General features: G+C 44.3%; 7 protein-coding genes. 1 reads left to right on the forward strand and 6 read right to left on the reverse strand.

Features of this window, described 5'->3' with window-relative positions; translation table 11 throughout:
• Positions 1-11: 11 nt before the first annotated feature.
• Positions 12-1904: a tRNA uridine-5-carboxymethylaminomethyl(34) synthesis enzyme MnmG gene (gene mnmG, locus CXM95_RS18330; RefSeq protein WP_008376950.1), complete on the reverse strand. Its 1893-nt coding sequence runs from the start codon at positions 1902-1904 to the stop codon at positions 12-14.
• Positions 1905-1937: 33 nt separating this feature from the next.
• Entirely contained in the window at positions 1938-3335 is a 1398-nt protein-coding gene (gene mnmE / locus CXM95_RS18335) for a tRNA uridine-5-carboxymethylaminomethyl(34) synthesis GTPase MnmE (protein WP_101699581.1), read from the reverse strand.
• A 238-nt stretch (positions 3336-3573) separates the two neighbouring features.
• On the opposite strand from mnmE, the gene CXM95_RS18340 reads away from it, so the two are divergent.
• Positions 3574-3903, forward strand: coding sequence for a heavy metal-binding domain-containing protein (locus CXM95_RS18340; RefSeq protein WP_005226284.1), 330 nt, complete (start codon positions 3574-3576; stop codon positions 3901-3903).
• 202 nt (positions 3904-4105) lie between these two features.
• On the opposite strand, the gene jag is transcribed toward CXM95_RS18340, so the two are convergent.
• The 4 genes from jag to rpmH form a co-directional block, all read right to left on the reverse strand.
• A complete protein-coding gene (gene jag, locus CXM95_RS18345; protein ID WP_008376943.1) occupies positions 4106-4864 on the reverse strand; it encodes an RNA-binding cell elongation regulator Jag/EloR in 759 nt (252 codons plus the stop codon).
• A 17-nt stretch (positions 4865-4881) separates the two neighbouring features.
• Positions 4882-5706, reverse strand: coding sequence for a YidC/Oxa1 family membrane protein insertase (locus tag CXM95_RS18350; protein WP_008376942.1), 825 nt, complete (start codon positions 5704-5706; stop codon positions 4882-4884).
• An 18-nt stretch (positions 5707-5724) separates the two neighbouring features.
• Entirely contained in the window at positions 5725-6060 is a 336-nt protein-coding gene (rnpA, locus tag CXM95_RS18355) for a ribonuclease P protein component (RefSeq protein WP_008376940.1), read from the reverse strand.
• A gap of 147 nt (positions 6061-6207) precedes the next feature.
• Positions 6208-6342: a 50S ribosomal protein L34 gene (gene rpmH, locus CXM95_RS18360; RefSeq protein WP_002356012.1), complete on the reverse strand. Its 135-nt coding sequence runs from the start codon at positions 6340-6342 to the stop codon at positions 6208-6210.
• Positions 6343-6853: the final 511 nt, after the last annotated feature.

Raw genomic sequence — 6853 nt, forward strand, 5'->3', positions numbered from 1 at the left:
ATTAACCGTCTTTAGTTAACCTTTGCAATCTTCCCTTGTTCGATATACACCATCAAAATACTAATATCAGCTGGGTTTACTCCGCTGATACGGCTCGCTTGGGCGATGGTTTCGGGTTGGATTTTTTGCAGTTTTTGTTTGGCTTCTGTTGCCAAGCCATTGATAGCGGCATAGTCGATGTTTTCAGGAATGCGTTTGGCTTCCATCCGTTTGAGTTTCTCCACTTTTTCGAGGGCTTTTTTAATATAACCTTCGTATTTGATTTGGATCTCGACTTGTTCGATCTCTTTTGGCTTCAATGCTTCATTGGCTTCGATAAATTGCAGCATTTCCGCATACGTCACTTCAGGCCGGCGCAAGAATTCATTTGCTAAAACGCCATCTTTCAAGGTGGCCGTCCCTTTGGCAGTCAAATATGCTTGTACTTCTGGCGTTGGTTTGATGCGGATTTTAGACAAGCGTTTGATTTCTGCTTCAACAGCTTCTTTTTTCGCTACATATGCTTCGTATTGCGCTTCTGGGACGAGCCCAATTTGATGTCCCACTTCGGTCAAACGCAGATCGGCATTATCATGACGCAGCAATAAGCGGTATTCGGCACGAGAGGTCAATAAACGGTATGGTTCATTGGTTCCTTTGGTCACCAAATCATCGATCATCACACCGATATAACCGTCGCTGCGTTTCATAATGAAAGGTTCTTTGCCTTGAATTTTCAAAGCGGCATTGATGCCGGCAATCAAGCCTTGACCGGCCGCTTCTTCATAGCCGCTGGTTCCGTTGGTTTGTCCTGCCGTAAAGAGGTTTTCGATGACTTTGGTTTCTAATGTTGGACGCAATTGATGAGGTACCACGACATCATATTCAATGGCGTAGCCCGTCCGCATCATTTCCGCTTTTTCTAAACCTGCGATGGAATGCAGCATTTGGACTTGGACGTCTTCTGGCATAGAAGTAGAAAGCCCTTGAACATACACTTCTTCGGTGTTCAATCCTTCTGGCTCCAAGAATAGTTGGTGACGAGATTTGTCTGCAAAACGCACGATTTTGTCTTCGATGGATGGACAATAACGGGCACCTACCCCTTCGACGATCCCTGTAAACATCGGCGCCCGATGTAAATTCTGGTTGATGATTTGGTGCGTCCCTTCGTTCGTATAGGTCAACCAGCAAGGTTCTTGGTTTTGATTGTAGGCTTCATCGGGTGTGCTGTAACTAAAGTGATTCGGTTGTTCATCGCCAGGCTGGATCTCCGTTACCTCATAGTTGATGGTGCTGGATTTGACCCGCGGTGGTGTACCGGTTTTAAAACGAGCGATCTCTAGACCAAGCTCTTTCAAATGATCGGCTAATCCAATCGATGGCTGGGAGTTGTTTGGACCAGAAGAATACTTCAACTCTCCAATGATGATCTCCCCTCGCAACGCTGTTCCTGCAGTGATCACTACAGCTTGGGCTTGGTAACGAGCGCCTGTAGATGTCACGACGCCACGGCACTCGCCTTCTTCAACGATCAGCTTTTCAACGATCCCTTGGCGCAGTGTTAGATTGGCTTCTTTTTCGATCGTTCGTTTCATTTCAGCCGCATAGGCATGTTTATCGGCTTGCGCCCGCAAAGCCCGCACTGCGGGACCTTTTCCTGTATTGAGCATCCGCATTTGGATGTAGGTTTTATCGATATTTTTGCCCATTTCTCCGCCTAAAGCATCGATTTCGCGCACCACGACGCCTTTTGCTGGTCCGCCGACGGAGGGATTACAAGGCATGAATGCGACCATGTCTAAGTTGATGGTCAGTAAAAGGGTTTTTGCCCCCATTCGGCTGGCTGCTAAGGCAGCTTCTGATCCGGCATGGCCGGCACCAACAACGATCACGTCATAACTTTCTGCTTGATATTCTTGCATGGTGTTCTCCTTTTTACGCCAGTGGCGCATTCTTTATTTTCCTAAACAAAACTGACTGAACAATTGGGTGATCAACTCATCTTGGACACTGTCGCCGACAACTTCTCCTAGATAGTCCCAGCAGCGTGTCATGTCGATTTGAACCAAGTCGACAGGCATTCCTGCTTCGATCCCTTGGATGACCTCAGACAACGACTGAACGGCATTTTCTAATAAGGCAATGTGGCGGGTGTTAGAAAGATAGGAAGCATCCTTGTCGGCGGTTTTCCCCCCAAAGAATAGATCGGCAATGGCTTGTTCCAGTTGATCCAAGCCTTCGTTGGTCAATACAGAGACAGAAAAAATCGGTTCATCTGCTGCGTACTGCGCTAATTCAGCGGGCGCTAGTTTTGGCTCAAGGTCGGTCTTATTCAATAAGATGATCCGACGGCTGCCAGCAGTCAGCTCCAGCAATTGTTTGTCTTCCTGGGTCAATCCTTCGCTTTGGTTGAGAACCAGCAAAATCAACTCCGCTTCTGCCAGTGCTTTGCGGCTGCGTTCGACCCCGATTTTCTCAACGACATCTTCCGTTTCGCGGATACCAGCCGTATCGATCAGTTTCAACGGTACCCCGCGAACATTGACATACTCTTCAATGACATCTCGGGTGGTGCCGGCAATGTCTGTCACGATGGCTTTTTCTTCCCTTAATAAATGGTTCAATAAGCTGGATTTACCGACATTCGGCCGACCGATGATCGCAGTACTCAGGCCTTCTCGCAAAATTTTTCCTTGTTGGGCAGTTGCTAATAAGGCTTGGATCTGCCCTTTGACCATCGTGGCCTTTTCTAACAATAAGCGGGTCGTCAATTCTTCCACATCATCGTATTCAGGGTAATCGATATTCACTTCAACTTGCGCCAACGTCTCTAAGATCTCTTGGCGTAAGGTCCGAATCAAGTGGGAAAGATTGCCATCCAGCTGATTGACAGCGAGATTCATCGCCTTATCGGTCTTAGCACGAATCAGGTCCATCACCGCCTCGGCTTGAGAAAGATCAACCCGTCCATTTAAAAAGGCCCGCTTCGTGAATTCCCCCGGCTCAGCCAAACGTGCGCCTTGTCGTAAAACCAGTTGCAAGAGTTGATTGACGACAACGATCCCGCCGTGACAGTTGATCTCAACGACATCTTCTCGGGTAAAGGTCCGCGGCTTTTTCATCACTGAAAGCATCACTTCATCCATCAAACGGTTTTCTTCTGGGTCCACGATATGACCATAATGAATCGTATGACTAGGGACTTGGGCGAGGGTTTTAGTGCCTGCTTGAAAAATCCGATCCGCAATTGCGATTGCTTCTTCCCCGCTTAATCGCACAATACTGATGGCCCCTTCGCCTGGCGGGGTGGAAATTGCGGCAATCGTATCAAATTCTTGCGTAATATTCGCCATGTTGCATGCTCCTCCTATTTTTTCACATAAAAAAAGTGCCCACTCCACCCGTCAAATTGATTGAAAATCAATAAAAACGAGTAGACTTAGCACTTTGACTGCTTGTCAATTAAATTCTGGAAATAGATTAGCACATTTTTGCGCGAGTCGCAAGCTTCCTTCAAAAACTTTTAAATTTTGCATCTGTCCGCAAAAACCTTTAAAATAAAAGCAAAGAATAAGAAAAGAGGGATCTATTATGGAAACCATCAAATCATCAAACAGTGCTGCCCGCATTAAAGAAATCATTTTATCGACAGGAAACGTGAATCGGCCTTATGTCGTGCGGGATATCGTCTTTGCGGCAGACAAAATCGAAGTAGATCTATTTGATACATCTGTGAATTTGAACGATCTTTTGGCAGATGTGACCTATCGCTTAAAAGAAACAGCTCACAGCTACGGTGCGAATGCAGTGATCAACTGTCATTTCGAACACGACCGCATCGTCGAAGGCGACAAAACCTACCTTGAGATCTTTGCCTATGGTACGGTGGTTCAATTTACTCAATCAACCATTGGCGGCTAATTGCCCCTTTGAACAACGAAATACAAAAAAGAGTCCGCGGCATACGGACTCTTTTTTGATACCAAAGGCTGACCTACGTAACGTATGTTGACTTTGATAAGAATGATTTCTAGTCAAGGATACTTGGTTTTAAATTTGTTGTCAATCGCTTTTTCCCATCAAAAAAGGGAAAGGCTTGTCAGACCGCCTTTCCCTTTTTTCATTAAATTCGTTTGTCCGCAGGTTCCACTACTAAGTAGCGATACGGTTCATCCCCTTCAGAATGAGTTTGAACATACGCATCTTTACTCAATACGGAATGGATCTGCTTTCTTTCAAACGCCGGCATCGGCTCTAAAAAGACCGGGCGGCCTGTTCGTTTGACTTTTTCAGCAGTACGGCTGGCCAAACGTTCTAAGATCGCTTGACGTTTTTCACGGTAATCCCCGACATTCACAACGATCGACAATTTGTTTTTCGCGATGCGATGAATATAAACTTGCGCCAAATATTGCAGTGCATTCAAGGTTTTGCCGTGCTTCCCAATCAAAATGCCTTGTTTTTGCGTTTCTAATTGAAAGATGATCACGCCGTCTTGACGAGCGGTTTTTACTAAGGCAGGTGCATTCAATGCTTTTGAAATATTTGTCAGATAGAGTCCCAACTGAGCCAGTGCTTCCTCATCTGAAAGATCCGTCAGCAAAACAGGTTCGCTCGCGGCCGCCTCCATCACACTGCTTGCATCCTCTGTCGTCACAGGATCTGGTTCTACCAGCGGTTTTGCTGGTACTTCTTCAACGGGTGCCGGTTCTTCAACGATTCTTTTTTCAATGGAGACCCGTGCTTGTTTTTTTCCTAGCCCCAAGAAGCCTTTTTTTCCTTCATCCAGGACTTCGATTACTGCTTGATCTTTGGTGATACCAAGGACTTGCAATCCCTCTTGAATTGCTTCAGCTACTGTCAGATTTTCATAAATCGGCATTGCAGTGCAACCTCCTCTTATTTTTTCCGTTTCTTTTTAGGACTCATTGCTTTTTTCAGGGCTCGTTCACGCTCGCGTTCTTTGCGGGCGGCTTCTTCTCTTTCTTGGCGAATCTTGAATGGGTTATTTAAGATCATTGTTTGCAAGACTTGGAATGCATTAGAAACAACCCAGTACAAGGAAAGACCGCTGGCAATGTTGATCCCCATCAGTAAGATCATCATCGGCATAGCGAAATTCATGATTTTCAAACTCGCATTTGATTCCACTTGGCTCATACTTGATAAGTAGGTACTTGCAAAAGTAAAGAGCGCCGCTAAAATCGGCAAGATGAAGTATGGGTCACGATCACCCAGCTGCAGCCATAAGAATTTTCCTTCTTGCAGAGCAGGAACCCGTGAGATCGATTGCCACAAGGCCATCAAAATCGGCATTTGTACCAATAATGGTAGACAGCCGGCATAGGGATTGACATTGTTTTCCGCATACAAACGTTGTGTTTCTTCTTTTAACTTGCTTTGTGTTTCTGTATCTTTTGACGCATATTGCTGCTGCAGCGCTTTTAGCTTCGGTTGTAATTCTTGCGTTTTGCGCATGCTTTTGGTTTGAAAGTGCATCAACGGCATCAAAATGACCCGGATGATCAATGTAAAGAGGATGATCCCGATCCCGGCATTGCCGAAGGAGAGGGCTTTGATCGCCTCTGCAAAATAATAAACGATGTAACGATCCCATAGACCGGTACTTTGTGCATTTACTTCACCTGTTGCACCGCAGGCAGATAAGACAACTACTAATGAGAGAACTCCCAAAAATAGTAAGACGCGTTTCCCTTTTTTCACGTAACTAATTCCTTTCCATTAATGAATAATTTTGGCAAGCTTTAAGACATGCTCTAAATTCGAGTAGATTTCCTTTGAGGAACAAGTGGCGATACTTGGACGGGCGATCACAATAAAATCGATCGCTGGTTCGATTCGCGGCTTCATTTCCGTTAAGCTCGCACGAATCTTGCGTTTGACCTCATTTCGCTTCACTGCATTACCGACTTTTTTTCCTACAGATAAACCAACTCGAAAATGTGATTGCTCTTTAGGTAAGACATACACCACGAACTTCCGATTTGCAAAAGAATTTCCTGCCTGAAAAACTTTTTGAAAATCTTGCTCTGTTTTTACTCGATAGGATTTTCTCATCTTCGGTTCCTTCACTTCTTTCAATTAAGCTTCGCGAAACGGATTGAATCCGTAACCACTCACCTGTCAATAATACCATATTTGCCAAAAGTCAGACACTATATTCCGCAAAAACGGCATAAAAAAAAACCACTGGCATTCAGTGGCTTACGCAGAAATAACCTTTCTGCCTTTACGACGACGGCTAGCTAAAACACGACGTCCATTTTTTGTACTCATACGTTTACGGAATCCGTGAACTTTTTGACGTTTACGTTTATTTGGTTGATACGTTCTTTTCATTTATTTCCACCTCCATCAGGATAATGCTTATGCGCACAGACATACTTTGATAGTATAACGAGTCAAGTACTAGTTTGTCAATAAGAAGTTTGCTCAAAATCGACCATTCTTTATCCACAATTCCCTTGATTTGTGTGGGTTTGCTGTTTACAGCTAATTTTTGTGGATAACTTTTTCCCCAGAGTTATTTTGACTTTTTCCACAAACAAACAGCCTGTAGAAAAGTTTTCCACAATCGCTTTTCCAGCTGTTGATAACTGCCCTAAAACCTAGTATTATCAAGGCATGATCTTCACATAGATCTGTGGATAAGAGAGATTTTTTTCTAGTTATGCACATTCTTTTTCTACCTGTGGATAGTGCATTTTCGAACATGTGCATTTCCTTTTTTCTTTTATCCCGTTTTGTGGAAAAGTATTTTTTTCTAACCTTTTTTATCGTAATCTGTGGAAAACTTTTTCAATCCGTGCTATTTTAGTTATATCTATTCTTAGTTATAGGAGGACAATTT

The sequence above is a fragment of the Enterococcus sp. CR-Ec1 genome, assembly GCF_002850555.1.
Taxonomy (GTDB): domain Bacteria; phylum Bacillota; class Bacilli; order Lactobacillales; family Enterococcaceae; genus Enterococcus_D; species Enterococcus_D entomosocium.

Bases quoted from the DNA above. Each gene is read 5' to 3' on its own strand.
- mnmG (WP_008376950.1), bottom strand. From the start codon at position 1,904: ATGCAAGAATATCAAGCAGAAAGTTATGACGTGATCGTTGTTGGTGCC.
- mnmE (WP_101699581.1), bottom strand. From the start codon at position 3,335: ATGGCGAATATTACGCAAGAATTTGATACGATTGCCGCAATTTCCACC.
- CXM95_RS18340 (WP_005226284.1), top strand. From the start codon at position 3,574: ATGGAAACCATCAAATCATCAAACAGTGCTGCCCGCATTAAAGAAATC.
- jag (WP_008376943.1), bottom strand. From the start codon at position 4,864: ATGCCGATTTATGAAAATCTGACAGTAGCTGAAGCAATTCAAGAGGGA.
- rnpA (WP_008376940.1), bottom strand. From the start codon at position 6,060: ATGAGAAAATCCTATCGAGTAAAAACAGAGCAAGATTTTCAAAAAGTT.
- rpmH (WP_002356012.1), bottom strand. From the start codon at position 6,342: ATGAAAAGAACGTATCAACCAAATAAACGTAAACGTCAAAAAGTTCAC.